Here is a 25,105-nt window from a genome sequence, read left to right on the forward strand (position 1 = left end):
AGACCGGACCGCTTTCGCTTCTACTCGCTTCTCACTCCTCCCCACTCACTCTTAGCTCATGAACTCACGCCCCAAGAAAAGCTTCGGCCAGCACTTCCTGCACGAGAAGCGCTACATCGAGCGCATCGTCGGCGCGGTGGCGCCGCGCGCCGACGACTTCGTGGTCGAGATCGGCCCGGGCGAGGGCGCGCTGACCCTGCCCCTGCTCGCCGCGGCCGGCCGGCTCACCGCGATCGAGCTGGATACCGACCTGATCCCCGGATTGCAGGCACGCGCCGCCGCCGTGGGCGAACTCTCGATCGTCCATGCCGACGTGCTGAAGGTGGACTTCACCGCGCTGGCGCACCGCCACGGCGTGGAACGGCTGCGCCTGGCCGGCAACCTGCCCTACTACATCTCCAGCCCGATCCTGTTCCACTGCGTCGAGCATGCCGCGGCGATCCGCGACATGCACTTCATGCTGCAGAAGGAAGTGGTCGACCGCATGGCGGCCGAGCCGGGCAGCAAGGTCTACGGGCGGCTGTCGGTGATGCTGCAACTGGCCTGCCGGGTGATCCCGCTGTTCACCGTGCCGCCGGGTGCGTTCCGGCCGCCGCCCAAGGTCGATTCGGCGGTGGTGCGGCTGGAGCCGCTGGCCGCGCACGAATTGCACGACGCCGACCCCGACCGGCTGCACGCGATCGTCAAGGCCGCCTTCGCCCAGCGCCGCAAGACGCTCGCCAACGGGCTCAGGCAGTTGCTTGACGCCGAGGCCATCCGAAGCGCCGGCATCGATCCGAAGGCGCGCGCCGAGACGCTGGCGCCGATGGATTTCGTGCGTCTCGCGAAGGTTCCCGCCGGCGCCTGAACGGACGCCGGCCGCGCCGGTCCGGCCGCGATCGCGCCGTTCCCGCCCCATGGAGGGCGGCAGGCCTTACAATCCGCCCATGAACCAGAAATCTTCCTACACGATCGACGTGCAGGTCGAAACGCGCTTCGTCCCCGACCAATCGAAGCCCGGCGACAACCGCTATGTTTTCGCCTATACCGTCACGCTGCGCAACGCCGGCGACATGCCCGCGCGCCTGCTCGCCCGCCACTGGGTGATTACCGACGCGAACGGCAAGGTCGAGGAAGTCCGCGGCGACGGCGTGGTCGGCGAGCAGCCGTGGATGCGCCCGGGCGACGACTACGAATACACCTCCGGCGCCGTGCTGGAGACCGCCGTGGGCACCATGAGCGGCAGCTACCGGATGCTGGCCGACGACGGCACGCAGTTCGACGCGGCGATCCCGACCTTCACCCTGTCCATTCCGCGCACGCTGCACTGATGGGCGCCGCATCGATGGGCCTGCTCTGATGGCTACGTACGCGATCGGCGACGTGCAAGGCTGCTACCCGGAACTGCAGCGCCTGCTCGACAAGCTGCGCTTCGATCCGGCCCAGGACAGATTGTGGTTCTGCGGCGACCTAGTCAACCGCGGCGGCCAGTCGCTGGAAACCCTGCGGCTGATCCACGACCTGCGCGAGCAGTCGGTCGTCACCCTGGGCAACCACGACCTGAGCCTGCTGGCGATCGCGCAGCGCAAGCCCGACGCCCAGGCCAAGGTCAATCCCGAGCTGCGCTCGGTGCTGTTCGCCGAGGACGCGCCGGTGCTGTTCGAGTGGCTGCGCTCGCAGAAGCTGCTGCACGTGGACGAATCGCTCGGCTGGGCGATGGTGCACGCCGGCCTGGCGCCGTCGTGGACGCTGCGCCAGGCCCAGCGCTCGGCGCAGGAAGTGGAGCGCGAGCTGTCCAGCCCGCGCCATCCGCGGCTGCTCAAGAACCTGTTCGGCAACCGCCCGGCCGCCTGGTCGAGCCGGCTGCAGGGCATCGAGCGCTTCCGCGCCTCGATCAACACGATGACCCGGATGCGCTACTGCGACGTCGGGGGCCGAATCGACTTCGAGGGCAAGGGCATTCCCGGCACGCAGAAGCCCGGGTTCTACCCGTGGTTCGAGGTGCCCGGCATGCGCCGGCGCGAGATCCGCATCGTCTGCGGCCACTGGTCCGCCCTCGGGCGCTTCGCCGGGCTCGGCGTCCACGCGATCGACACCGGCTGCGTATGGGGCGGCCAGCTCACCGCGCTGCGGCTGGACGTGCCCGAACCGCAGTACGTCACGGTCGATGCCGAGCCGCATCGCAAGCGCCCACCGGGCGGCGGCGACTGAGCCGCGGCGTCCGTGAAAACCATGCAGGGGCGCGGCCGGCGAAGGCACCGAAAGGGCCGGAACGCGGCACGAGCGTGACGAATCGCAACCACCGACGCGGCGTTCAGCGATGAAGATTTCCGATCTGCCCTTCTGCACGGTCGACTGGTCCGAGGTCCAAACCACGGAACATGCCGGCGAGCACGGCATGGCCTACTGGCGGACCTGCCGGTTCGGCGCGATCCGCGTCCGCATGGTCGAATACAGCCCCGGCTACCTCGCCGACCATTGGTGCACCAAGGGGCACATCCTGTTCTGCCTGAGCGGGCGGCTCGAAACCGAACTGTCCGACGGGCGGCGGTTCGTGCTGACGCCCGGCATGTCGTACCAGGTCGCCGACGACGCGGAGCCGCACCGCTCCGCGACGGCGACCGGGGCCACGCTGTTCGTCGTGGACTGATCCACCGGGCGGCGTCCCGCCGCGCAGGGCGGACTTGCGACGGCATCCGGCTTCGGCGCCGTTCCGCGGAATACCGGACCGGCATCGCCATGGCCCGAAACGAAAAACCCCGCCGAGGCGGGGTTTTTCATGCCGGTCTTCGACCGGATCAGCTCAGTTGGCCGTGGCAATGCTTGTACTTGCGGCCCGAGCCGCAGGGGCACGGGTCGTTGCGGCCGACCTTGGGGCCGTCCTCGCGCGCCGGCACCGCACCGCCGGCCGCGGCCAGTTCCTCCGGGCTCGCGCCGAGCGCGCCCGCCGGGGCGCCGCCGCCGCTGGCCAGCATCTGCTGCTGCAGGCGGGCGGCCAGGCGCTGCTGCTCGGCCTCCATCGCGGCCACTTCCTCCTCGCTGCGGATGCGGATGCGCGCCAGCATCTGCACCACCTCGGCCTTGATCCGGTCGAGCATGTCCGAGAACAACTGGAACGACTCGCGCTTGAACGCCTGCTTCGGATCCTGCTGCGCATAGCCGCGCAGGTAGATGCCCTGGCGCAGGTAGTCCATGCTCGCCAGGTGCTCCTTCCAGGCATTGTCGACCACGCTCAGCATCACGTGCTTTTCGAGCTGGCGCATCGTCTCGGCGCCGATCTGCGCCTCCTTCGCCTGGAACAGCCCGTCCACCGCCTCGCTCACGTGCCCGAGGATCGCCTCGGCGTCCAGCTCGTGCTGCTGCTCGACCCAGTGCACGAGGTCGAGCGACAGGCCCAGCTCGCTCTCCAGCTCGCGGTTCAGGCCGGCGATGTCCCACTGCTCGTCGATGCTGTCGGCCGGCACGTAGCGGCGCACCATGCTCTCGACCACGTCGGTGCGGATGTCGGCGATGGCGGCGGACACGTCCTCGCCTTCCAGCAGCTCGTTGCGCTGGTTGTAGATCACCTTGCGCTGGTCGTTGGCGACGTCGTCGAATTCGAGCAGGTGCTTGCGGATGTCGAAGTTGTGCTGCTCGACCTTGCGCTGCGCCTTCTCGATCTGCCGGCTGATCATGCGGTCTTCCAGCGCGTCGTCGTCCTTCATGCCGAAGCGCTTCATCCAGCGCACCAGGCCCTCGCCGCCGAAGATGCGCAGCAGGTTGTCCTCCAGCGACAGGTAGAAGCGCGACGAACCCGGGTCGCCCTGGCGGCCCGAGCGGCCGCGCAACTGGTTGTCGATGCGGCGCGACTCGTGCCGCTCGGTGCCCACGATGTGCAGGCCGCCGGCGGCGAGCACCTGCTCGTGCAGCTTCTTCCAGTCGGCCTTGACGCGCTGGCGCTCAAGCTCGCTGGCGTCCTCCGGCAACGCGGCGAGCGCCGCCTCCAGGCTGCCGCCGAGCACGATGTCGGTGCCGCGGCCGGCCATGTTGGTGGCGATCGTCACCTGCCCGGGCGCGCCGGCCTGGGCCACGATGTGCGCCTCGCGCTCGTGCTGCTTGGCGTTGAGCACCTCGTGCGGCACCTTCGCCTGCTTCAGCAGGTCCGACAGCAGCTCGGACACCTCGATCGAGGTGGTGCCGACCAGCACCGGCTGGCCGCGCTTGTGGCAATCCTTGATGTCCTCGACCACCGCCTTGTACTTCACCGCCTGGCTGAGGAACACCATGTCGGGGTTGTCCTTGCGGATCATCGGCTTGTGGGTGGGGATCACCACCACTTCCAGGCCGTAGATGCTCTGGAACTCGTACGCCTCGGTGTCCGCCGTGCCGGTCATGCCGGCCAGCTTCTTGTACATGCGGAACAGGTTCTGGAACGTCACCGTGGCCAGCGTCTGGTTCTCGCGCTGGATCGGCACGCCCTCCTTCGCCTCGACCGCCTGGTGCAGGCCGTCGGACCAGCGGCGCCCGGCCAGGGTGCGGCCGGTGAATTCGTCGACGATGATCACCTCGCCGTCGCGCACGATGTAGTCGACGTCGCGCTGGTAGATCGCGTTGGCGCGCAGCGCGGCGTTGAGGTGGTGCACGATCGCCAGGTTCTTGGAGTCGTACAGCCCGCTGTCCTGCTCGATCACGCCGGCCTGGCGCAGCAGCTCGTCGGCGTGCGACATGCCCTCCTCGGACATGTGCACCTGCTTCTGCTTCTCGTCGACCCAGTAGTCGCCCGGGCCGTCTTCCTTCTCCTGCCGGATCAGCTTCGGCACGATCCGGTTGACCGCCAGGTACAACTGCGGCGAATCCTCGGCCGGGCCGGAGATGATCAGCGGCGTGCGCGCCTCGTCGATCAGGATCGAGTCCACCTCGTCGACGATCGCGTAATGCAGGGCGCGCTGGTAGCGCTGCTCCTTGCTGAGCGCCATGTTGTCGCGCAGGTAATCGAAGCCGAACTCGTTGTTGGTGCCGTAGGTGATGTCGGCGTTGTAGGCGGCCTGCTTGTCGCCCGGGTCCATGCCCGGATAGACCACGCCCACCGAAAGCCCCAGGAAGTTGTACAGCTTGCCCATCTGCGCCGAGTCGCGGCGGGCCAGGTAGTCGTTCACGGTGACCACGTGTACGCCCTTGCCTTCCAGCGCGTTCAGGTACACCGGCAGGGTGCCGACCAGGGTCTTGCCCTCGCCCGTGCGCATTTCGGCGATGCGGCCCGAGTGCAGCACCATGCCGCCGATCAACTGCACGTCGTAGTGGCGCATGCCGAGCACGCGCTTGGCCGCCTCGCGCACCACCGCGAAGGCCTCCGGCAGCAACTTGTCCAGCGATTCGCCGGCGGCGATGCGCTGCTTGAATTCGTCGGTCTTGCCGCGCAGCGCCCCGTCGTCGAGCTTCTCGAACTCGGCTTCGAGCGCGTTGATGCGCGCAACGGACTTGGAAAGCTGGCGCAGCACGCGCTCGTTGCGGCTGCCAAACAGGCTCGTCAGGGCACGATTGAACATCGGTGGTCCGGTAATGAGGAACGATTGCCGCGCCACGCGCGGGCGAAACGGGCATGGTACTACACCCTGCCCGGTCAACCGGGATGGCGGCGCCGCCGGCCCGATTCAAGTGTGCTCAAGCGCGCCCGATGGCGCAGTTTCCTGCGAGGGAAAGCCGGATCGCCGGCGGGTGCCCTGCTCAGGCGCAGCCGGTCAGCGGTGGTTGCGCACGTAGGCCAGCGGGTTGACCACGCGGCCCTTGTACCAGACCTCGAAATGCACGTGCGGGCCGGTCGAACGGCCGGTGGAGCCGGCCTTGGAGATCGCGTCGCCGACGTGCACGCGCTGCCCCGGATGCACCAGCAGGGCGCTGTTGTGCGCGTAGCGGGTCATGTAGCCATTGCCGTGGTCGATCTCGACCACGTTGCCGTAGCCGCTGCGCACGCCGGCGTAGGTGACCATGCCCTCGGCCACCGCATGCACGGGCGTGCCGAGCGAGGTGGCGATGTCCAGGCCGGTATGCCGCGCGCTGTGGCCGCTGAACGGGTCGGGGCGGCCGCCGAAATAGGAGGAGATGTAGCCCTGCACCGGCATGCCGGTCGGCTTGAGGTTGGACTCGATCTTCGCGTCCAGCAGCAGGCTCTGCAGCGCGGAGAGCTGCGCCTGCTGGCTGTCGAACTGCCCGGCCAACTGGTCGATGCTGGCGGACAGCGTCTGCGGCAGGGCGTAGGCGCTGCCGCTGATGTCCTCGATGCCGCCCACCGCTGGAGGCTCGTCGAAATTGAACTCGCCGTCGTCGAGCTTGCCGATCCGGGTCAGCCGCTCGCCCAGGGCATTGAGACGGGTCGATTGCGCCTGCAACTGGCCCAGCTTGATCGCCAGCGCGTCCAGTTCGCGCTGCGAATCCTTGCGGACGTCGGCCAGTTGCGTGTCCTGCCGCCGTACCTGCTGCTGCAGGGCCTTGATCTCGCTCAGGGCCCGGTCGCGCGGGCTGGCTACCGCCAAGGCCAGGGCGGCGCCAAGGCCGCAGCATCCGAGTACGGCCGTCGCCGCTACCGCAGCAAGTCGCCAGCGCAAGCGGCGGGTGGCCAGGTCGAACGTCCTCGGCACTTTCTTGCTGCGTGATACGAGTATGATTTGCATTGCTTTTTCACGTTGAAGATATCGGCACCATGCAGCGCGCCGTTCCTCCCGCATCCCGCCGACCCGAGCGGGGACCGAAGTCCCTCGCCGAATGCGGCTCCTTCGCTTCGCTGGCAAAGAAAGCCCGCGAGCTGGATGCGCTGGACCGCGCCCTGCGCCAGACGCTGCCGTCGCCGTTGCGCGAGCAGGTGCGATTCGCCCACCTGCGCAACGACCGCCTCGTCTTCCTGGCGTCTTCACCGGCCTGGGCTTCGCGGCTGCGCCTGATGCAGACGCAGATACTCGCCACCGCCCGCGCCATCGGCACGAGCGCCAGTTCAGTCACCGTGAAAGTGGCCCCCCAACCGCCGGCCGCAACCTTGCCGGATCGGTCAAAACCTCTTTCGCCTGCCGCAGCCGTCCATCTGAAGGCTGCCGCAACGTCAATAACAGACCCCGAACTGCGGGCACTGTTCCTTGAGTTGGCGTCCATCGCCGAAACCGCTGTTTCCAGGACCGATGGAACGGACTGAACGCAAGGTCCGACTGTCCCCCCGGGCGGCGCCAGCCGGCGCCTGACCTACCCGCCGCTCCGCGGCGAAGGTGGGTTTATAGCATGGGCGGGCGGCGTGTGTAGCCGGCAATGTCGACGAGGCGTGAAGTAAAACGCGGAAGAAATGTGATGCTCATCACAAAAAAGGGCGGCTACGCGCTCGGCGCAGCCGCCCTTCCGGACTCCCCGTGGAACCTTTTAGATCGCCTGCGCGGGATGCGCGTAGGAGATCGGCGCGGTGGCCGGATCGTCCTGGTAGCTGACTTCCTCCCAGGCCGAGGCATCGGCCATCAGGGTGCGCAGCAGCTTGTTGTTCAGCTCGTGGCCCGACTTGTGCGCGTGGTACGCGCCGATAAGGCTGTGGCCGAGCAGGTAGAGGTCGCCGATCGCGTCGAGGATCTTGTGCTTGACGAACTCGTCCTCGTAGCGGAGGCCGTCCTCGTTGAGCACGCGGTAGTCGTCCAGCACCACGGCGTTGTCCATCGAGCCGCCAAGCGCCAGGTTGTGCTCGCGCAGCATCTCGATGTCGCGCATGAAGCCGAAGGTGCGCGCGCGGCTCACTTCCTTCACGAAGGAGGTGGTGGAGAAGTCGATCTCGGCGCGCGAGGTGCGCTTGCTGATGATCGGATGGTCGAAGTCGATCGAGAAGCCGACCTTGAAGCCTTCGAACGGCTCGAAGCTGGCCCACTTGTCGCCTTCCTGCACCTTCACCGGCTTCTTGATGCGGATGAAGCGCTTGGCGACCGGCTGCTCTTCGATGCCGGCGGACTGCAGCAGGAACACGAAGGGACCGGCGCTGCCGTCCATGATCGGCACTTCCGGCGCCGACAGGTCGACGTAGGCGTTGTCGATGCCCAGGCCGGCCATCGCCGAGAGCAGGTGCTCCACGGTGGAGACGCGCACGTCGCCGTTGACCAGGGTGGTGGACAGGCGGGTATCGCCCACGTTGTCCGGGCGCGCGTGGATGTCCACCGGCGGATTCAGGTCGGTGCGGCGGAACACGATGCCCGTGTTCGGCGCGGCCGGGCGCAAGGTCATGTACACCTTGTCGCCCGTGTGCAGGCCGACGCCGGTCGCACGGATGATGTTCTTGAGCGTACGCTGCTTGATCATTTTTATGGGTACTCGTGGTAGGCAGCAGCCAATCAGGGGACGGATGCTAACACAGTCTTAACCAGTGAAAAAGCAAACCGTACCGTACAGTCTGTTCACGCTTTCATCTTCTCTTCATCCCGTGAACACCGTCACAAGTCAGCGAACACTCCATAACTTTCAATAACTTAAAGACGGCACACGGCCCTGCGCCCGGACGGGATTCCGGCGCAGGGCCGCGGAGGGATCGGCAAGCTCCGGCCAATCCGTCATACGACCTCCCTGCTCGTACAGCCTGTCTCGCCTGGCTTCCGACGGTCTGCAACGCAAGCGCAACGTTCGCGCGGCGCGTTCAACCACTGACAAGCCGATCCGGCGATTTGTTCAATTATTCGTAAGACGCTCCTCGAATCGTGGTCGCCTCCCGCCTCAGTCCGCCTGGCGGCGCAGGAAGGCCGGGATGTCGAGGTAGTCGAAGCTCGGGTCGGCGCTCTTGGCCGGCGCCTCGCCGCGCGTGGCGGTGGCGGGCACCACGTCCGGCTGGGCGTAGTCGACCACTTCGTTGCCGGTGCCGGTGCGCAGCACCACCGGGCGCGGACGCTGGCGCATCTCGACCTGCTGGGTGGCGACCTGGCGGATCGGCTGGCGGGCGGCCGCGGCGCGGTTCAGGCCGGTGGCGACCACGGTGACGCGCACGTCGTCCTGCATCTCCGGGTCGAGCGAGGTGCCGATCACCACGGTGGCGTCCTCGCTGGCGAAGTCGTGGATGACGCGGCCGATCTCGTCGAACTCGCGCATGGTGAGGTTCGGGCCGGCGGTGACGTTGACCAGGATGCCGCAGGCGCCGTTGAGGTTCACGTCCTCCAGCAGCGGGTTGTTGATCGCCGCCTCGGCCGCGGCCTGGGCGCGGTCGTCGCCGCGGGCGGTGCCCGAGCCCATCATCGCCATGCCCATCTCGGACATCACGGTGCGCACGTCGGCGAAGTCGACGTTGATCAGGCCCGGCGCGGTGATCAGGTCGGCGATGCCCTGCACGGCACCCTGCAGCACGTCGTTGGCGGCCTTGAAGGCATTCAGCAGGGTGACCTCGCGGCCGAGCACCGACAGCAGCTTCTCGTTCGGCACGGTGATCAGCGAGTCGACGTGCTGGGACAGGTCCTCGATGCCCTTCAGGGCGACCTGCATGCGGCGGCGCCCCTCGAACGGGAACGGCTTGGTGACCACCGCCACCGTGAGGATGCCCTTTTCCTTGGCCAGTTGCGCCACCACCGGCGCCGCGCCGGTGCCGGTGCCGCCGCCCATGCCGGCGGTGATGAACACCATGTCGGCGCCTTCGAGCATTTCCTCGATACGCTCGCGGTCTTCCAGCGCCGCCTGGCGGCCCACTTCGGGGTTGGCGCCGGCGCCGAGGCCCTTGGTGACGTTGCCGCCGAGCTGCAGGTGCGTGCGGCTGCCGCAGGTCTTCATCGCCTGCGCGTCGGTGTTGGCGACGACGAACTCGACGCCTTCGATGTTGGCATTGAGCATGTGCGCCACGGCGTTGCCGCCGCCGCCGCCCACGCCGATGACCTTGATGACTGCATTGGGTGCGAGTTTTTCGATCAGTTCAAACATTTCCCGTCCTCCGAAGAGCTTCGTTGTCGTTGTAACCGCGGGATACGGCTCCTGCCGGCCCGGGGTGGTGGGCGAACCTCCATTCGCCCGTGGCGGCGCTTCCTGCGCCGCCGAAACGCTTCCGGCAAGGGCCGCCGCCCTCTGCCGGCTAGAAATTCTTGGTGATCCAGCCGCGCAGCCGGTCGACCAGGCCGCCGACGCTGCCGCCGACCGGGCCGCCCACGCGCATGCCGCCGGAGCGCGCGCCGTGCAGCAGCAGGCCCACGCCGGTGGAATGCAGCGGATTGGCGACGACCTCGCCCAGGCCGGTGACGTGCTGCGGCACGCCGATGCGCACCATCTTGTGGAAGATCTCCTCGGCCAGCTCCAGCGCGCCTTCCATCCGCGAGGCGCCGCCGGTGAGCACGATGCCGGCGGCGACCAGGCTGTCGTAGCCGGAGCGGCGCAGCTCGTCCTGCACCATCTCGAAGATCTCCTCGTAGCGCGCCTGCACGCTCTGCGCGAGCGACTGCCGGGCCAGCCGGCGCGGCGGCCGGTCGCCCACGCTGGGCACCTGGATGGTTTCCTCGGCATGCGCCAACTGCGCCAGCGCGCAGGCGTACTTGATCTTGATCTCCTCGGCGTGCGCGGTCGGCGTGTGCACGCCGTAGGCGATGTCGTTGGTGACCTGGTCGCCGCCCACCGGCAGCGACTTGGTGTAGCGGATCGAGCCCTGGGTATAGATGGCGATGTCGGTGGTGCCGGCGCCGATGTCGACCAGGCACACGCCCAGCTCGCGCTCGTCGTCGGTGAGCACCGACTTGGCGCTGGCCACCGACGAGGGCACCAGCTCGTCCACCGAGAGGCCGCAGCGCTGGATGCACTTGGAGATGTTCTGCACCGCCGCCGCCGCGCCGGTGACCAGGTGCACGCTGGCCTCCAGCCGCACGCCGCTCATGCCGACCGGCGAGCGGATGCCGTCCTGGCCGTCGATGCGGTATTCCTGCGATTCCTTGTAGAGCACCTTGCGGTCGGCCGGGATCGCCACCGCGCTCGCCGCTTCCAGCACCTGCTCCAGGTCGCCGGCGGTGACCTCGCGGTCGCGGATCGCGGCGGTGCCGTGCGAGTTCTTGGTCTCCAGGTGACTGCCCGAGATCGAGGCGAACACCGAGCGGATGTCGCAGCCGGCCATCAGCTCGGCCTCTTCCACCGCGCGCTGGATCGAATGCACGGTCGACTCGATGTCCACCACCGAGCCGCGCTTGAGCCCGCGCGACACGTGCGAGCCGATGCCGATCACCTCGATCGGCTCGCCCGGCTCGTATTCGCCGACGATCGCGGTCACCTTGGAGGTGCCGATGTCGAGGCCGACGACGAGTTGCTTGTCGTTCCTGGTTTTCATGTGCGGGGGGAACCTCCAGCGTTGGCGGCAGCCGGTTGCGGCCAGCGCACGGCGAATCCGTTGGTGTAGCGAAGGTCGGCGTAGGCGAAGCTCTCGGCGTGCCCGGCGACCAGTTGCGGATAGACGGCGAGGAAACGGCGCAGGCGGCGGCCCGCCTGCTCGCGGTCGCCGACCACGATCTGCGCCCCCGATGCGGTGACCAGGCTCCAACTGCCGCGCTCGGTCAGCGCCACGCCGGCGATCTTCAGGCGGGTGCCGGCGAACGCCTTCTGGGTCTCGGCGTAGAAGCTCACCACCTCGGCCAGGCGCGCGTCCGGGCCGTGCAGGTCGGGCAGCGCGGCGTTGTCGGCCGCGCCCGGCGCGTCGAACACCAGGCCCTGCCGGCTGATCAACTGCTTGCCGTTCCAGCGCGCGAACGGCTGGCGCTCGTAGATGCGCAGCAGCAGGGTGTCCGGCCAGCGCTTGCGCGCCTCCACCGACTCCACCCACGGCAAGGCGGCCACCGCCTTCTGCACGCTGTCCAGGTCGAGCGCGAAGAAGCCCTTGCCCAGGCGCGGCAGCACGGCTGCGCGGATCTCTTCCGCGCCCACGTGCTTGAACTCGGCCTGCACCGTCAACTGGGTCACCGGCCAGCGATGGGCCGCGAACCACCCGCGCAGCACGCCGACGATCGGCAGCGCCACCAGCGCGATGGCCAGGCACCAGGCGACCAGGCGGACGGCTCCTTTCACGCGGCGCCTCCCTTGGAACCGCGGGATTCGGGATTCGGGATCCGGGATTCGGCAGAGCGGTTGTCCGCACTGAGCTGATCCTCACGGAAGCTGGTTTCCAGCACGCGCCAGCACAGTTCCTGGTAGTCGATGCCGGCCTGCGCGGCCGCCTTCGGCACCAGCGAGTGCGAGGTCATGCCCGGCGCGGTGTTCACTTCCAGCAGCCAGTTGCGGCCGGCGCGGTCGCGCATCACGTCCACGCGGCCCCAGCCATGGCAGCCCAGCGCGTCGAAGGCGCGCAGCGCCAGCGCGCGCAGTTCCGCCTCGGCATCGCCTTCGAGGCCGGGGCACAGGTAGCGCGTGTCCTCGGCGACGTATTTCGCGTTGTAGTCGTAGAACGCGCCCTTCGGCACGATGTGGATGCTGGGCAGCACCTCGCGGCCGAGGATGGCGACGGTCAGCTCGTCGCCCTCGATCAGCGCCTCCATCAGCAGGTCGCCCGGGTATTTCGCGGCCAGTTCCACCGCCGCGTCCAGGTCCTTGTCCTCGAACACGCGGGTGACGCCGACGCTGGAGCCCTCGCAGGCCGGCTTCACGATCAGCGGGAAGCCGACCTCGCGCGCGGCGGCGTGCACGTCGGCGCCGCGCGGCAGCGCGACGAACTTCGGCGTCGGCAGGCCGAGCGACTGCCACACGCGCTTGGAGCGGGTCTTGTCCATCGACAGCGCCGAACCGAGCACGCCCGAGCCGGTATACGGCACGTTCAGCGATTCCAGCGCGCCCTGCAGCACGCCGTCCTCGCCGCCGCCGTGCTGGCCGTGCAGGATGTTGAACACGCGGGCGAAATGGCCGGCGCGCAGGGCATCGAGCAGGGCCGGGATGCCGTCGATCGCGTGCGCGTCGACGCCGCGCGCCCTGAGCGCCGCCAGCACGTTGCGGCCGGAATCGAGCGACACCTCGCGCTCGGCCGAGCTGCCGCCCATCGCCACGGCGACGCGGCCGAACTGGGCCGGATCGGTGATGCGCTGCGCGCCGGGCATCGGGAATCGGGCATCGGGCATCGTGTTTGCGGCCATCATTCGGCCCCTCGGGTCTTGAGTTGGCCGGCCTGGGCCAGTTCCACCGCCGCCGCGCCGATGTCGCCGGCGCCCAGCAGCAGCAGCAGGTCGCCGTCGCGCAGCAGGGCCGGCAGCGATTCCCTGAATTCGCGCGGGTGCTCGATCAGCACCGGGTCGACCTTGCCGCGCGCGCGCACCGCGCGGGCCAGCGCGCGGCCGTCCGCGCCGGCGATCGGCGCCTCGCCGGCGGGGTAGACGTCGGTGAGCACCAGCACGTCGGCCTCGGCCAGCACGTTGGCGAAGTCGTCCATCAGGTCGCGGGTGCGGCTGTAGCGGTGCGGCTGGAAGCCGACCACCAGGCGCCGCTCCGGCCAGCCGCCGCGGGCGGCGGCGAACACCGCCGCAAGCTCGCGCGGGTGGTGGCCGTAGTCGTCCACCAGCAGCACGCTGCCCTGGTCCAGCGCCAGCTCGCCGCGGCGATGGAAGCGCCGGCCCACGCCCTGGAAATTCGCCAGCGCGCGGGCGATCGCCACCGGCTCCACGCCGAGCTGCCAGCCGATGGTGGCGGCGGCCAGCGCGTTGAGCACGTTGTGCCGGCCCGGCAGGTTGAGCTGCACCGGCAGGCCGCGCTCGCGCCCGGGCAGGTGCAGCTCGAAGTGCATCTGGAAGCCGTGCTGCTCGATGTTGGCGGCGCGCACGTCGGCGTCGGCCGTGTCGATGCCGTAGGTCATCACGCGGCGCGAGGTGTCGCGGGCCAGCAGCGCCACCTCCGGATCGTCCACGCACAGCACGGCCAGCCCGTAGAAAGGCAGGCGGTGCAGGAAGTCGGCGAAGGCCTTCTTCACCTCGGCGAAGTCGCCGTGGTAGTTCTCCAGGTGGTCGGCGTCGATGTTGGTGATCGCGGCGATCACCGGCGACAGCAGCAGGAAGGAGCCGTCCGACTCGTCGGCCTCGGCCACCAGGTATTGCCCCGTGCCCAGCCGCGCGTTGGCGCCGGCCGCGTTGAGCTGGCCGCCGATCACGAAGGTGGGGTCGTAGCCGGCCTCGGCCAGCACGCTGGCGGCCAGGCTGGTGGTGGTGGTCTTGCCGTGCGTGCCGGCGATCGCGATGCCGCGGCGGAAGCGCATCAGCTCGCCGAGCATCTCAGCGCGCGGGATCACCGGAATGCGCGCGGCGCGCGCGGCGACCAGTTCCGGGTTGTCCGTCTGGATCGCGCTGGAGGTGACCACCACGTCGGCGTCGCCGATGTGCGCGGCCTCGTGGCCGATGCGCACGTCGATGCCCAGTTGCGCCAGCCGCTGCGCGGTCGGCGAGCTGGACCGGTCCGAGCCGGACACGGCATAGCCGAGATTGTGCAGCACCTCGGCGATGCCGCTCATGCCGACACCGCCGATGCCGATGAAGTGCACCCGGCGGAAGGTGGACATCAGGTCCTCGTGGGCGAGCAGGCGGCGCGGCGTCATGCGGCCACCTCCAGGCAGGCCGCGGCGATGCCCGCGGCCGCGTCCGGCTTGGCCAGCGCGCGCGCGGCCTCGGCCATCGCCAGCAGTTTCGGCCGGTCACCCAGCAGCGCCTCCAGGCGCTGCGCGAAAGCTTGTACGTCCAGATCGCGCTCCTGCATCAATTCGGCCGCGCCGGCGGCGACCAGCGCCTCGCCGTTGCGGGTCTGGTGGTCGTCCACCGCGTATGGGAAAGGCACCAGCACCGCGCCGAGGCCGGCGGCGGTGAGTTCGGCCACGGTGAGGGCGCCGGCGCGGCACACCGCCAGGTCGGCCCAGGCATAGGTGCCGGCCATGTCCCCGATGAACGGCACCACCTGCGCCTCGACGCCGGCCTTGGCATAGGCTTCGCGCGTCTCGTCCACGCCGCGGGCGCCGCACTGGTGCAATACCTCCGGGCGCTGCGCCGGCGCCAGTTGCGACAGCGCGCGCGGCAGGGTCAGGTTCAGCGCGCGCGCGCCGAGGCTGCCGCCGAGCACGAGCAGCCGCGGACGGCCGTCGCGCGCGCCGATGCGCTGCGCGGGATCGGGCAAGGCGGCGATCGTCGCGCGCACCGGGTTGCCGATCCATTCCGCGCCCGGCAGGGCGTCGGCGAAGCCGGCCAGCACGCGCCCCGCATGGGCCGCCAGCTTGCGGTTGGTATAGCCGGCGACGCGGTTCTGCTCGTGCACCAGCAGGGGGCGCCGCGTCAGCCGGGCGGCTACGCCGCCCGGTCCGGCCACGTAGCCGCCCATCGACAGCACGCTGCGCGGCTTCAGCCTGCGCATCACCGCCAGCGAGGCGGCCAGCGCACGCAGCAGCATCAGCGGCGCCAGCAGCCGCGACTTCAGGCCCTTGCCGCGCAGGCCGCGCACCGGCACCACGTGCAGCTCGATGCCGTGCGCCGGCACCACCTTGGTCTCCATCCCGCCGACCGCGCCCAGCCAGGCCACCGGCACGCCCTGCGCGCGCAGCACCTCGGCCACCGCCAGGCCCGGGAAAATGTGCCCGCCGGTGCCGCCGGCCATGATGAGGACCGGGCGGGAGTCCGCCGCACGGGATCCGGGGGCCGGAATCGGGGGTTCGTCGGCGCGCGGCGCGCGGGTGTCAACGCGCCCGCCATTCGGGGCGGCCGACATCGCCATGGCCTGGCGCACGGCGCTCGTCCGAATCCCGAATCCCGAATCCCGGATCGCGGTACTCATGCCGCCACCGCCTCGCGCTCGCGCGGCGCCACCGCGGCGTTTGCGTCGGGCACGGCCAGCGCCGGCATGCGCGTGGCCATGTGGCGCGCGTCCAGCGCGCGGTTGATCTCGAAAGTCGCGCGCAGCAGCACGCCGGCCATCGCGCAGGTCAGCAGCACCGAGGAGCCGCCGGAGCTGATCAGCGGCAGGGTCAGGCCCTTGGTCGGCAAGGCGCCGAGGTTCACCCCGATCGACACCATCGCCTGCAGGCCGAGCATCAGCGACAGGCCGAACGCGACGTAGCCGGCGAAGCGCTGGCCCACTTCCACGCCCTTCAGGCCGAGGTACAGGCCGCGCCCCACCGCCAGCGCGAACAGGCCGACCACCAGCAGGATGCCGGCCAGGCCGAGTTCCTCGCCGATCACCGCCAGGATGAAGTCGGTGTGCGCCTCCGGCAGGTAGGACAGCTTGAGCACGCTGGAACCCAGCCCCACGCCGGTCCATTCGCCGCGGCCGATCGCCATCAGCGACTGGGTGAGCTGGAAGCCGTCGTTGAACGGGTCCTTCCACGGGTCCATGAACGAGGTCAGCCGCTTCATGCGGTAGCTCTCGCTGGTCGCCGCGATCACCAGCGCCGGCATCAGCGGCAGGCCCATCAGGAACAGGAACACCGGCCGCGCGCCGCCCAGCCAGACCATCGCGATGGTCACCGCGATCACCAGCATGGCCGAGCCGAAGTCCGGCTGCAGCAGCAGCAGGCCGACGATGCCGCCGGCGACGATCAGCGGCTTGATCAGGCCCAGGAAGCGCGTCTCGATGCTCTCGCGGTGGCGCACCAGATAGCTGGCCATGTACACCACGAGGATCAGCTTCACCGCCTCCACCGGCTGGAAGCTCAGCGCGATCAGGTTGAGCCAGCGCCGCGCGCCGTTGATGCGCATGCCCAGGTGCGGCACGAACACCGCCAGCAGCAGGATGAAGGCCGCCAGCAGCAGCAGGAACGCATGCTTTTCGAACAGCTTCAGCTCGGTGCGCATCGCCATGCCGGCGAGCACCAGGCCCATGCCCAGGTAGAAGACGTGCTTCTTGAGATAGTAGAACGCGCCGATGTGCTGGCTGTCCGCCACCGCGATCGAGCTGGATGCCACCATCACCACGCCGATGCTGGCCAGCCCGACCAGGGCGACCAGCAGCGGCAGGTCGAAGCTGCCGCGCGGCCCCTGCCGCTTCACCGCCTGCGATGTGCCGAAGCCGAACATCAGCGCACCTTCAACGTGGCGAGGCCGACCAGCACCAGCACGACGCTGATGATCCAGAAGCGCACGATCACCCGCGGCTCCGGCCAGCCTTTCAGCTCGAAGTGGTGGTGGATCGGCGCCATCCGGAACACGCGCTTGCCGGTGAGCTTGAAGCTGGCGACCTGGATCATCACCGAGGCGGTTTCCATCACGAACACGCCGCCCATCACCAGCAGCACGATTTCCTGACGCACGATCACCGCGATCGCGGCCAGCGCGGCGCCGATCGCCAGCGCGCCGACGTCGCCCATGAACACCTGCGCCGGATAGGTGTTGAACCACAGGAAGCCGAGCCCGGCGCCGGACAGCGCACCGCAGACGATCGCCAGCTCGCCCGCACCGGGGATCGAGGGGATGCCCAGGTACTCGGAGAACACCTTGTTGCCGGCCAGGTAGGCGAACACGCCCAGCGCGCCGGACACCAGCACGGTCGGCATGATCGCCAGGCCGTCCAGGCCGTCGGTGAGGTTCACCGCGTTGGAGAAGCCCACGATCATGAAGTAGGCCACCACCACGAACAGCAGCCCCAGCGGCAACGCCACCTGCTTGAACAGCGGCACGTACAGCGCCGTCTCGGCCGGCAGCGCGGCGGTGTGGAACAGGAACCACGCCGCGGCCAGCCCGAACACCGACTGCCAGAAATACTTCCAGCGCGAGGCCAGCCCGCGGCTGTCCTTCAGCACCAGCTTCTTGTAGTCGTCGTAGAAGCCGATCGCGCCGAAACTCACCAGCACGGCCAGCACGATCCACACGTAGCGGTTGTGCAGGTCGGCCCAGAGCAGCGAGGCGATCGCCACCGACAGCAGGATCATCACGCCGCCCATGGTCGGCGTGCCGGCCTTGGACAGGTGCGACTGCGGGCCGTCCTTGCGCACCACCTGGCCGGCCTTCAGCGCGGCCAGCTTGCGGATCAGCCATGGGCCGAACAGCAGCGACATCGCCAGCGCGGTGAGCGCGGCCATGATCGTGCGGAAGGTGATGTACTGGAACAGGTGCAGCGCGGTGAAGTGCCGTGCCATCCAGTCCGCCAGCTCAAGCAGCATCGGATGCGCCCTCCCCTTGCCGGTGATCCCCCAATGCCGCCACGACCTGCTCCATGCCGGCCGAACGTGAACCCTTGACCAGGCAGGTGACCCCGCCGTGCAGTTGCCGCTTGAGCGACGCGACCAGCGACGCCTTGTCCGCGTGGTGCTCGCCGCCGGCGCCGAACGCCTCGACGGCGGCCGCGCCCAGCGGGCCCACCGCGAACAGCCGCTGGATGCCGTGCGCCTGCGCGTAGCGTCCGATCCCCGCATGCAGCTCGCGCGCGTTCTGGCCCAGCTCGGCCATGTCGCCCAGCACCAGCCAGCGCTCGCCGCCGGCCAGCGCCAGCGTGTCGATCGCCGCGTTCACCGAACCGGGGTTGGCGTTGTAGCTGTCGTCGATCAGCACCGCGCCGCCGGCCAGCGTCTCGCTGCGCAGCCGCCCGGCCACGCCGGGCACCTGCTCGAGCCCCTCGACGATGGTCGCCAGCGGCACGTCCAGCGCCAGCGCGATCGCGGTCGCCGCCAGCGCGTTGGCGACGTTGTGGCGGCCCGCCAGCGGCAGCTCCACCTCGGCCTCGCCGGCCGGCGTGCAAAGCACGAAGCGCGAGCCGTCCACGCGCTGCTCGAGGATCCGGGCGCCGACCTCCGCCCCGCGCCCGAGGCCGAAGCGCAGCAGCCGCCGCGACCCGGCCAGTCCGGTGAAGAAGCGCGCGAACGCGTCGTCCGCATTGATGATCGCCACGCCGTCCGCGGGCAGCGCCTGGTACAGCGCGCCCTTGGTCTCGGCCACGCCTTCCAGGCTGCCCATCCGCTCAAGATGCGCCGAGGCGATGGTGTTGACGAGGCCGATATCGGGCCGCGCGATGGCCGCCAGATAGGCGATGTCGCCCGGCTTGCCGGCGCCCATCTCCAGCACGGCGAACTGGGTGTCGGCCGGCATCGCCAGCAGGGTCAGCGGCAGCCCCAGCTCGTTGTTGTAGTTGCCGGCATTGACGTGGGTGCGGCCGTGCCGCGACAGGATCGACGCGGCCAGCGTCTTCACCGTGGTCTTGCCGTTGGAGCCGGTGATGCCGATCACCCGCACGTCGCCCTGCGCGCGCACCGCGCTGGCCAGGTCGCCGAGCGCGAGCTGGGTGTCGTTCACCAGCACCTGCGCCAGCGGCGTGTCCATCCGGCGCGTCACCAGCGCGGCCGCCGCGCCGCGCGCCGCGGCATCGGCCAGGTAGTCGTGGCCGTCCACGCGGTCGCCGCGGATCGCCACGAACAGATCGCCGGGCTGCAGCTTGCGCGTGTCGATCGCCACGCCGCCGATCGCCGTGTCGGCGCCGAGCAGCCGGCCGCGGGTCCACAGCGCGATCTCCGCCAGCCGCATCATGCGCAACGCTCCCGGCGCAGGTGCGCCAGCGCGTCGGCCGCGACCGCCATGTCGTCGAAGGCGCGCTTGCCGGCGGCGCCTTCCTGATAGGTTTCGTGCCCCTTGCCGGCGATCAGCACCACGTCGCCGGTCCGCGCGGAGTGCAGCGCCAGGCCGATGGCGGCGGCGCGGTCGCGCTCCACGCGCATCGCCGCGGGCCGCTGCAGCCCGGCCACGATCTGCGCCACGATGGCGTCGCCGTCTTCGCCGCGCGGATTGTCGTCGGTGACGATCGCCTCGTCGGCCAGCCGCTCGGCGATCGCGCCCATCAGCGGGCGCTTGCCGGCGTCGCGCTCGCCGCCGCAGCCGAACACGCAGATCAGCTGCCCGGCGCAGTGCGCGCGCACGGCGGCGAGCGCCTGCTCCAGCGCGTCCGGCGTATGCGCGTAGTCGACCACCACCAGCGGCGCGCCGTCCACGCCACCCAGGCGGCTCATGCGGCCGTTCACCGGCTGCAGGGCTTCGAGCGCCCCGGCGAGGCGCTCGAACGGCTCGCCCAAGGCACCCAGGCAGGCGGCCACGGCGAGCAGGTTGTCCACGTTGAAGCGCCCGAGCAGGGCGCTGTGGATCCGCCGCGAGCCCCACGGCGTGCGCAGGTCGAACGCCAGGCCCTCGGAGGAGGTGGCGATCGCGCCGGCGGCGAGGTCGGCGGCGGGATCGCCCGCCGCGCTGAAGCGCAGGCCCCGCACGCCGGCGGCGAGCCGGGTCGCCAGCTCGCGCCCGAAGGCGTCGTCGGCGTTCAGCGCCGCCGCCTTCAGGCCCGGCCAGGCGAACAGCCTGGCCTTGGCTTCGCCGTAGGCCTGCATGCTGCCGTGGTAGTCCAGGTGGTCGCGGGTGAGGTTGGTGAACGCCGCCACCTCGAAATCCACCGCGCCCACGCGCCCCTGCTCCAGCGCGTGCGAGGAGACTTCCATCGCCACGTGGCTGGCGCCGGCGTCGCGGAACCCGGCCAGCAGGCGCTGTACGTTGATCGCGTCCGGCGTGGTGCGCTCGCCCTCGTGCAACCGGCCGTGCAGGCCGGCGCCCAGGGTGCCGATGGTGGCGGCGCGGTGCCCCAGGTGTTCCAGCGCCTGGGCCAGCATCTGCACCGTCGAGGTCTTGCCGTTGGTGCCGGTGACGCCGAGCACGCGCAATGCGCGCGAGGGACGATCGTAGAAACGCGCGGCGATCTCGCCGACCAGCGCGTGCAGGTTCGCGATCCACAGCACCGGGACATTCAGCGCGACATCGGCCGGCACGACGTCGCCGGCCGCCTCGGCCAGCACCACCCGCGCGCCGCGCGCCACCGCACCGGCCGCGTGCGCGATGCCGTGCTCGCGCGTGCCCTCGAGCGCGAAGAAGGCGTCACCCGGGCGCACCTGGCGCGAATCCAGCGCCAGGCCCGACACCTCCAGCGCCATGACGGCGGCCTCGCCGGACCCGGCGGGCACGGCGAGGCCGGACAGCAGTTCGTGCAGGGGACGCGGCGTCATGGCGTGGCGTCCTCGATCGGCTCGTTGTCCACCGACATGTCGTCCGGCGGCTTGTTGCCCACCAGCCCGTTCGGGCTCTGCAGCGGGCCGCCCGCGTACCAGCGGCCGATGTTGTCCGGCGGCACGTCGAGCAGGCGCAGCGCGCCCTCCATCACCCGGGCGAACACCGGGCCGGACACCATGCCGCCGTAGTAGCTGCGCTTCTTCGGGTCGTCGATGATCACCACCCCGACCAGGCGCGGGTCGCTGGCCGGCACCATGCCGGCGAAGGCGGCGGTGTAGTTGTTCTTGGAGTAGCCGCCGGCCGAGGCCTTGTGCGCGGTGCCGGTCTTGCCGGCGACGATGTAGTTGGCGATCTGCGCGGTGGTGGCGGTGCCGCCCGGCGCGGTCACCGTCTCCATCATCTTCACCACCTGGGCCGCGATCTGCGGCGTCACGATCGCCTTGGGCTCGCTGTCGGCGCCCTTGATGAAGGTGGGCGTGTGCATCACGCCGCCGTCGGCGAGCGTGGCGTACGCGTTGGCCAGTTGCAGCGGCGTCACGTTCAGGCCGTAGCCGTAGCCCATGATCGCCTTCTCCAGCGGGCGCCAGTCGCGCCCCACCCGCAGCAGGCCGGCCGACTCGCCGGGAAAGCCGCTGTTGGTGCTGTTGCCGAAGCCGAACGCGCGGTAGGTGTCGTACATCAGCGGCGTGTCGAGCTGCATGGCGATGTGCGCCGCGCCGACGTTGCTGGACTTGGTGATCACGCCGGTAGGCGTCAGCACGCCCCAGTTGTGCGTGTCGTGGATGTCGTGGCCCTGGAAGAACCAGTGGCCGCCGCCGGTGTCGATCAGCGGGCTGGTCGGGGTGAACTTGCCGCTGGACAGCGCCGCCGTCATCAGGATCGGCTTGATCGTGGAGCCCGGCTCCAGCAGGTCGGTCATCGCGCGGTTGCGCCGCTGCGACGGCACGCTGCCGCGCACCGCGTTCGGGTTGTAGGTGGGCAGGTTGGCCATCGCCAGCACCTCGCCGGTCTTCGCGTCGAGGATCACCACCGAGCCCGACTCGGCCTCGAACTGGACCAGCGCGTTCTTCAGCTCGTTGTAGGCGAGGAACTGGATGCGCCGGTCGATGCTCAGCGTGAGGTTCTTGCCCGGCTTGGGCTCGCGCACCTGCTCGACGTCCTCCACCACGTGGCCCATGCGGTCGCGGATCACCCGCTTCGCGCCCGGCTTGCCGGCGAGCCAGTCGTCGTAGGCCAGCTCCAGCCCTTCCTGGCCGTGGTCGTCGATGTTGGTGAAGCCGAGCACGTGCGCGGTCACCTCGCCCGACGGGTAGTAGCGGCGGTACTCGCGCTGGCTGTTGACGCCGGGGATGCCCAGGTCGAGCACGGCCTGCGCCGCCTCCGGCGGCATCTGCCGGCGCAGGTAGACGAACTCGCGGTCGGCGCGCTGGGCCAGCCGGTCCTTCAGCTCCGCCGCGTCCACGCCCAGCGACTTGGCCAGCGCCGGGATGCGGTCGTCGTTCTCCAGCACCTCGGCCGGATTGGCCCAGATCGACATCATCGGCGTGGACACCGCCAGCGGCTCGCCGTTGCGGTCGAAGATGGTGCCGCGCGACACCGCGATCGGCATCACGCGCAGGAAGCGCGCATCGCCCTGGTCCTGGTAGAACTGCTTGCGCACCACCTGCAGGTCGAACGCGCGCGCCACCAGCCCAAGCGAGGCGAGGCTCAGCACGCCGACCACCACCACCATGCGCCTGCGCGTGCTGGGGCCGGCGCCGCGACGGCGGCCGCTGGCGGACGATGCGGCGGTACGGTTGCGCCAGCTCATCGGCGCGCCAACTGGATGTCTTGCGGCCGGGGCGCGACCATGCCGAGCTTGTTGCGCGCCTCGCCGTCGATGCGCCGCGGCTCGGCCCAGGTCGCCTGCTCCAGCTCCAGCCGGCCGTATTCCACGTTCAATTCGTCGCGCTGGTTCTGCAGCCGGGTCAGGTCGACGAACAGCACGCGGCTCTCGTGGCGCGTCCACACCACGCCGAGCGCGCTGGCCAGCACGGCGACCAGCAAAAGCAGCACCGCGACGCCGCCGAGCGCCTTCATGCGGCCTCCCCGTCGGGCAGCTTGCGCGCCACCCGCAGCACCGCCGAGCGCGCGCGCGGATTGGCCGCGAGTTCCTCGTCGGAAGGGAACTGCGCCTTGCCGACCGCGGCCAGCCGCGCCGGCGCGGCCGCCACCGGCGGGCCGCGCCGGCTGCCCTGCACGCGGCCGGAGTGGTCGCGGATGAACAGCTTCACCGCGCGGTCCTCCAGCGAATGGAAGCTGATCACCGACAGCCGGCCGTCCGGCTTCAGCCGCGACAGCGCGGCATCGAGCCCCTGCCGCAGTGCGTCCAGCTCGCGGTTCACGCGGATGCGCAGCGCCTGGAAGCTGCGCGTGGCTGGGTGCTTGCCCGGTTCGCGCCGGCCCACCACGCGCTCGATCAGGGCGGCCAGCTCGCCGGTGCGCGCGATCGGCGACTCCTCGCGGCGGGCGACGATGGCGCGGGCGATCTTGCGGCTGAAGCGCTCCTCGCCGAAGGTCCACAGCACGTCGGCGATCTCGCGCTCGTCCGCATGGGCCAGGAAATCGGCGGCGCTCTCGCCCCGGCTGGTGTCCATGCGCATGTCCAGCGGCGCGTCGGCCATGAAGCTGAAGCCGCGCGCCGCCTCGTCCAGTTGCGGCGAGGACACGCCCAGGTCGAGCAGGATGCCGTCCAGGCCGGGGGCGGTCTCGTCCCATTCGGCCAGCTCGGCGAAATTGGCGTGGCGGATCGCCACGCGCGGGTCGCCGGCGAACTCCGCCCGCGCGGCCGCGATCGCGGCAGGGTCGCGGTCCATCAGCAGCAAGCGCCCCTCGGGGCCCAGGCGCGACAGCACGGCGCGGGCGTGACCGCCGCGACCAAACGTGCCATCCAGATAGCGCCCGCCCGCATGCACGGCGAGTCCCTCCACTGCTTCACCCAGCATCACCGGGATGTGCCGCAATTCGGCCATGCCGCACCTCCCGTTCCCGTTTCTGCCCGTCCCGACTGCGCCCGCTTACAGGCGCAGGTCCGCCATTTCGTTGGTGATGTCGTCTTCGCCGATGGTCTGGCGGATCTTGGCCAGGTGGGCCTGTTCGCTCCACAGCTCGAACTTGTTGCCCATGCCCAGCAGCACCGCCTTCTTCTCGATGCCCGCGGCCGCGCGCTGGCTGGCCGGCAGCAGGATCCGCGCCGCGCCATCGGGTTCGACCACGGCCGCCGCGCCGACCAGCTTCATCTGCATGTCGCGGTGGGCCGCCTTGACCTTGGGCAGGGCGTTCACCTGGTCGCGCACCTGTTCCCATTCCGCATGCGGGAAGACCCACAGGCAGCCCGGCTCGAACGGGTTGTAGGTGATCACCAGGCGGTTCGCGCACGCAGCCGACACCAGCTCCCGATACGCGGTCGGGATGGCCAGGCGGCCCTTGTCGTCGACGGTGATGGCGGTTTCGCCCTGGAACACGACCCAATGACTCCACTTATTCCCACGATTTCACACTGAAGCCCACGATAGTCTCGCCCCCTGAGACTGTCAAGGGATTTTCTTTTGTGAATCAAGGAGAAAGGCGGACTTGTGGCGAAATTTCCAGCAATTTCGAGGAAGTGCCTCAAGGTGATTGAAAGCTGAGGATTTTTTGCGAAACCCGTCACCTTCCCGCCGCCCCGGACGGAGGCGGAGACGACCGCCGGGATGAATCGGCGTTCATGCGCCGCCGTACGCCTGCGCACGCACCGTCGCCGGCGCGTTGCGCGCCGGCGACGGTGGTGACGAAGAGGCGGAGTCGGCCTGTAAGCCGGGTTCTGTACGCCTTGCGGCGCGACAGTCATTCCTCTCGGCCAGGCGTCGCCGCCTGGCTCCAGCAACCTACCCGGGAACAACGCGGGCCGCGTTATCGTTCCCCTATTCGGTCTTGCTCCGGGTGGGGTTTACCGTGCCGTACGGCGTTGGCCCCGTACGCGGTGCGCTCTTACCGCACCCTTTCACCCTTACCTGATCCTCTTGCGAGGCCATCGGCGGTCTGCTCTCTGTTGCACTGGCCGTCAGCTCGCGCTGCCCAGGCGTTACCTGGCACCCTGCCCTGTGGAGCCCGGACTTTCCTCGATGCGCTCGCGCGCGACGCGACTGTCCGGCCGACTCCTTGACCAGTGTACCGGTTGGGAATCGGGAATGGGGAAT

22 protein-coding genes and 1 other RNA gene are annotated in these 25,105 nt (G+C 69.9%); 5 read left to right on the forward strand and 18 right to left on the reverse strand.

Translation table 11 applies throughout. From position 1 onward, the window contains the following. The first annotated feature begins 58 nt into the window (after positions 1 to 58). The 4 genes from rsmA to ASG87_RS18670 all read left to right on the forward strand — a co-directional run bounded on the left by rsmA (position 59) and on the right by ASG87_RS18670 (position 2,629). Complete coding sequence (gene rsmA / locus ASG87_RS18655) at positions 59 to 847, forward strand: 16S rRNA (adenine(1518)-N(6)/adenine(1519)-N(6))-dimethyltransferase RsmA (protein ID WP_056008805.1); 789 nt, start codon at positions 59 to 61, stop codon at positions 845 to 847. Between the two features lie 79 nt (positions 848 to 926). Beyond that, on the forward strand, positions 927 to 1,310 hold the full coding sequence (apaG, locus tag ASG87_RS18660; protein ID WP_056008807.1) for a Co2+/Mg2+ efflux protein ApaG: 384 nt from the start codon (positions 927 to 929) through the stop codon (positions 1,308 to 1,310). 28 nt (positions 1,311 to 1,338) lie between these two features. After that, positions 1,339 to 2,190 carry a symmetrical bis(5'-nucleosyl)-tetraphosphatase gene (locus ASG87_RS18665; RefSeq protein ID WP_056008809.1) on the forward strand — a complete coding sequence of 284 codons (852 nt, stop codon included), beginning with the start codon at positions 1,339 to 1,341 and terminating at the stop codon, positions 2,188 to 2,190. A gap of 109 nt (positions 2,191 to 2,299) precedes the next feature. Continuing rightward, positions 2,300 to 2,629, forward strand: a complete 330-nt coding sequence (locus tag ASG87_RS18670; RefSeq protein WP_056008812.1) for a DHCW motif cupin fold protein — start codon at positions 2,300 to 2,302, stop codon at positions 2,627 to 2,629. A gap of 148 nt (positions 2,630 to 2,777) precedes the next feature. On the opposite strand, the gene secA is transcribed toward ASG87_RS18670, so the two are convergent. Together secA and ASG87_RS18680 are read right to left on the reverse strand one after the other, a co-directional pair. Next, positions 2,778 to 5,504, reverse strand: coding sequence for a preprotein translocase subunit SecA (gene secA / locus ASG87_RS18675; RefSeq protein ID WP_056008815.1), 2,727 nt, complete (start codon positions 5,502 to 5,504; stop codon positions 2,778 to 2,780). Between the two features lie 192 nt (positions 5,505 to 5,696). After that, complete coding sequence (locus tag ASG87_RS18680) at positions 5,697 to 6,626, reverse strand: peptidoglycan DD-metalloendopeptidase family protein (RefSeq protein WP_056008817.1); 930 nt, start codon at positions 6,624 to 6,626, stop codon at positions 5,697 to 5,699. A gap of 29 nt (positions 6,627 to 6,655) precedes the next feature. On the opposite strand from ASG87_RS18680, the gene ASG87_RS18685 reads away from it, so the two are divergent. Next, positions 6,656 to 7,138: a DUF721 domain-containing protein gene (locus tag ASG87_RS18685; RefSeq protein WP_082583091.1), complete on the forward strand. Its 483-nt coding sequence runs from the start codon at positions 6,656 to 6,658 to the stop codon at positions 7,136 to 7,138. 218 nt (positions 7,139 to 7,356) lie between these two features. Here ASG87_RS18685 and lpxC read toward each other — a convergent pair whose 3' ends face one another. The 16 genes from lpxC to rnpB all read right to left on the reverse strand — a co-directional run bounded on the left by lpxC (position 7,357) and on the right by rnpB (position 25,067). Beyond that, the gene (gene lpxC / locus ASG87_RS18690) at positions 7,357 to 8,271 is read right to left on the reverse strand and encodes a UDP-3-O-acyl-N-acetylglucosamine deacetylase (RefSeq protein WP_056008822.1); all 915 of its coding nucleotides are present in this window, start codon (positions 8,269 to 8,271) and stop codon (positions 7,357 to 7,359) included. A gap of 408 nt (positions 8,272 to 8,679) precedes the next feature. Further along, positions 8,680 to 9,864, reverse strand: a complete 1,185-nt coding sequence (gene ftsZ / locus ASG87_RS18695; RefSeq protein WP_056008825.1) for a cell division protein FtsZ — start codon at positions 9,862 to 9,864, stop codon at positions 8,680 to 8,682. A 148-nt stretch (positions 9,865 to 10,012) separates the two neighbouring features. After that, a complete protein-coding gene (gene ftsA / locus ASG87_RS18700) occupies positions 10,013 to 11,245 on the reverse strand; it encodes a cell division protein FtsA (protein ID WP_056008828.1) in 1,233 nt (410 codons plus the stop codon). After that, positions 11,242 to 11,976, reverse strand: a complete 735-nt coding sequence (locus ASG87_RS18705) for a cell division protein FtsQ/DivIB (RefSeq protein WP_056008831.1) — start codon at positions 11,974 to 11,976, stop codon at positions 11,242 to 11,244. Before ASG87_RS18705 ends, ftsA begins: the two co-directional genes overlap by 4 nt. Then, positions 11,973 to 13,016, reverse strand: a complete 1,044-nt coding sequence (locus tag ASG87_RS18710) for a D-alanine--D-alanine ligase (protein ID WP_326937906.1) — start codon at positions 13,014 to 13,016, stop codon at positions 11,973 to 11,975. Before ASG87_RS18710 ends, ASG87_RS18705 begins: the two co-directional genes overlap by 4 nt. A gap of 14 nt (positions 13,017 to 13,030) precedes the next feature. Continuing rightward, positions 13,031 to 14,476, reverse strand: coding sequence for a UDP-N-acetylmuramate--L-alanine ligase (murC, locus tag ASG87_RS18715; protein ID WP_056008836.1), 1,446 nt, complete (start codon positions 14,474 to 14,476; stop codon positions 13,031 to 13,033). Continuing rightward, positions 14,473 to 15,567, reverse strand: a complete 1,095-nt coding sequence (gene murG / locus ASG87_RS18720; RefSeq protein ID WP_268761836.1) for an undecaprenyldiphospho-muramoylpentapeptide beta-N-acetylglucosaminyltransferase — start codon at positions 15,565 to 15,567, stop codon at positions 14,473 to 14,475. The genes murC and murG overlap by 4 nt, the downstream gene beginning before the upstream one ends. A 125-nt stretch (positions 15,568 to 15,692) precedes the next feature. Then, positions 15,693 to 16,934: a putative lipid II flippase FtsW gene (ftsW, locus tag ASG87_RS18725; protein ID WP_056008842.1), complete on the reverse strand. Its 1,242-nt coding sequence runs from the start codon at positions 16,932 to 16,934 to the stop codon at positions 15,693 to 15,695. Further along, positions 16,934 to 18,016: a phospho-N-acetylmuramoyl-pentapeptide-transferase gene (gene mraY / locus ASG87_RS18730; protein WP_056008844.1), complete on the reverse strand. Its 1,083-nt coding sequence runs from the start codon at positions 18,014 to 18,016 to the stop codon at positions 16,934 to 16,936. Before mraY ends, ftsW begins: the two co-directional genes overlap by 1 nt. Then, positions 18,006 to 19,373: a UDP-N-acetylmuramoyl-tripeptide--D-alanyl-D-alanine ligase gene (gene murF, locus ASG87_RS18735; protein ID WP_056008846.1), complete on the reverse strand. Its 1,368-nt coding sequence runs from the start codon at positions 19,371 to 19,373 to the stop codon at positions 18,006 to 18,008. The genes mraY and murF overlap by 11 nt, the downstream gene beginning before the upstream one ends. Next, the gene (locus ASG87_RS18740; RefSeq protein WP_056008849.1) at positions 19,370 to 20,884 is read right to left on the reverse strand and encodes a UDP-N-acetylmuramoyl-L-alanyl-D-glutamate--2,6-diaminopimelate ligase; all 1,515 of its coding nucleotides are present in this window, start codon (positions 20,882 to 20,884) and stop codon (positions 19,370 to 19,372) included. Before ASG87_RS18740 ends, murF begins: the two co-directional genes overlap by 4 nt. After that, entirely contained in the window at positions 20,881 to 22,698 is a 1,818-nt protein-coding gene (locus tag ASG87_RS18745; RefSeq protein WP_056008854.1) for a penicillin-binding protein 2, read from the reverse strand. The genes ASG87_RS18740 and ASG87_RS18745 overlap by 4 nt, the downstream gene beginning before the upstream one ends. Further along, positions 22,695 to 22,967 carry a cell division protein FtsL gene (ftsL, locus tag ASG87_RS18750; RefSeq protein WP_056008857.1) on the reverse strand — a complete coding sequence of 91 codons (273 nt, stop codon included), beginning with the start codon at positions 22,965 to 22,967 and terminating at the stop codon, positions 22,695 to 22,697. The genes ASG87_RS18745 and ftsL overlap by 4 nt, the downstream gene beginning before the upstream one ends. Then, complete coding sequence (gene rsmH, locus ASG87_RS18755; RefSeq protein ID WP_056008860.1) at positions 22,964 to 23,899, reverse strand: 16S rRNA (cytosine(1402)-N(4))-methyltransferase RsmH; 936 nt, start codon at positions 23,897 to 23,899, stop codon at positions 22,964 to 22,966. Before rsmH ends, ftsL begins: the two co-directional genes overlap by 4 nt. A 45-nt stretch (positions 23,900 to 23,944) precedes the next feature. After that, entirely contained in the window at positions 23,945 to 24,391 is a 447-nt protein-coding gene (mraZ, locus tag ASG87_RS18760; RefSeq protein ID WP_056008862.1) for a division/cell wall cluster transcriptional repressor MraZ, read from the reverse strand. Positions 24,392 to 24,702: 311 nt separating this feature from the next. Next, positions 24,703 to 25,067: RNase P RNA component class A (gene rnpB / locus ASG87_RS19015), an RNA gene on the reverse strand. Positions 25,068 to 25,105 lie beyond the last annotated feature (38 nt).

This window comes from Frateuria sp. Soil773 (genome assembly GCF_001428405.1).
Taxonomy (GTDB): Bacteria; Pseudomonadota; Gammaproteobacteria; order Xanthomonadales; family Rhodanobacteraceae; genus LMSL01.